Below are 1,698 nucleotides of genomic sequence, written 5' to 3'. Positions count from 1 at the left end.
AGATCGTTATGTTCCTCTTTCAGAACATTTAATTCGAGGACTTAAAAAGTATATCGAAGCTGAAAAACCTCAAGACTATCTCTTCAACGGACAACCTTTGCCTACTGGAGCTGGAGGGGATTTTGACAATCGCTACAGTCAACGTGGTGTGCAATGGGCGGTCAAGCAAGTGGCCAAGGCAGCGGGGGTAAAAAAAGAAGTTCACACCCATACGCTTCGGCACAGTTATGCCACGCACTTGCTCGAAGATGGGATGGATATAATGACCCTGAAAGACCTTTTGGGACACCAAAACATCGAAACGACAATGGAATACCTGCACATTGCCCAACTCGAGAGTCAGCGCATTTTTAGTCCACTCGATACCCTTTTTGCCAAATGCAGCCGCTCTTTGAAGTAGCGGATGTGCTGCGGAAAATTGGCTGTAGAATTGAAAATTATGGTTTGAACACTTGGCAACTTCACACGTTTTCTGCAATAAAAAAATGCCGAACGGCACAATTGGGCGGTCATATCGATGCTTGTGATAGCTGTGGTAATATCACTATTAGTTACAATTCTTGCAGAAATCGGCATTGTCCTAAGTGTCAGGGTAAAAATCGGGAGGATTGGATTCAAGCCAGAGCAACCGAGTTGTTACCAGTACCATATTTCCACGTAGTTTTTACCTTGCCCGAGGCAATCAATTCTTTGGCGATGCATCAGCCAAAAATAGTGTACGATGCCTTGTTTGAAGCCACTTGGGAAACCCTGCAAAGCTTTGCCAAGAATAAAGAAATGCAAATGGGAATGATTGCCGTTTTGCACACTTGGGGACAACAATTGAGTTTGCATCCGCACCTGCATTGCATTGTACCGGGCGGAGGTGTGGATAAAAATGGACTGTGGAAAAATAGTAGAGTTGATGGTAAATTTCTGTTTCCGGTCAAGGCGTTATCGAAAGTTTTTAGGGCTAAATATTGTGAAAAGCTCAAGGCAAAAAATCCGATTGGTTACGAGCAAATTCGGCAAGGATTGTGGCAAAAACCTTGGATTGTTTTTGCGAAAAAGCCCTTTGGAAGTCCAAAATCAGTGGTGGAATATTTAGGCAGATACACCCATAAAATCGCCATTAGCAATAATAGAATCAAAAACATTGATGCTCAAAACGTGACTTTTGATTACAAGGATTATCGAATGGCGGGCGTTAAAAAACAAATGACACTTGCGCATCAGGAATTTATCAGGCGTTTTTCGTTACATATTTTGCCCAAACGGTTTGTAAAAATCCGTCATTATGGTTTTTTGAGCAGTACTTGGAAGCGTCAAAAGCTTAAGCTTTTGCAGGAGAAACTCCAAGTGAAAGTATTGGAAAAAGCAGAAAGAAAGCCTTTTTTACCTAAATGTCCTTGTTGCAAAACAGGTAATTTACATCGAATAGCAGTTTTTGACCAGCGTGGTCCGCCTGCTTGGTATCTTGGCAGTAGCCAAAACACAATTCCCTGTAAAAGTTAATTTTATGGGTAAGGGCACGTACGCTCAAAAGTGAAGGAAAACACGAAAAAAACCAAGTTGAAACAACTCCACAAAAAAAGAGGAACAAAATCCTCTTGAAAATACCTCTACAATCTTTACGATAACTCCATAGTGTTGACGGCAGGTACTCGGTTCCGTTCAACACGGGCTTCATTGTTCGTGCTGCGCACACAACGAAACCCT

2 protein-coding genes are annotated in these 1,698 nt (G+C 42.2%); both read left to right on the top strand.

Going from position 1 to position 1,698, the window contains the following annotated elements; translation table 11 throughout:
* A partial coding sequence (locus ACFX5D_RS16225) for a tyrosine-type recombinase/integrase (RefSeq protein ID WP_379859240.1) occupies nucleotides 1–400 on the top strand: 400 nt, incomplete at its 5' end.
* Nucleotides 379–1,494, top strand: a complete 1,116-nt coding sequence (locus ACFX5D_RS16220) for an IS91 family transposase (RefSeq protein WP_379859239.1) — start codon at nucleotides 379–381, stop codon at nucleotides 1,492–1,494. The genes ACFX5D_RS16225 and ACFX5D_RS16220, both read left to right, overlap by 22 nt.
* The last annotated feature ends 204 nt before the right edge of the window (nucleotides 1,495–1,698 follow it).

It is taken from the genome of Flavobacterium fructosi (assembly GCF_042787335.1).
Taxonomy (GTDB): Bacteria; Bacteroidota; Bacteroidia; order Flavobacteriales; family Flavobacteriaceae; genus Flavobacterium; species Flavobacterium fructosi.
Note: the sequence above shows the minus strand (reverse complement) of the source record. Positions and strands in the feature narration are given on the sequence as shown.

What these genes read in the sequence shown, in the direction of transcription:
- ACFX5D_RS16220 (WP_379859239.1), top strand. Translation starts at nt 379, where the DNA reads ATGCAGCCGCTCTTTGAAGTAGCGGATGTGCTGCGGAAAATTGGCTGT.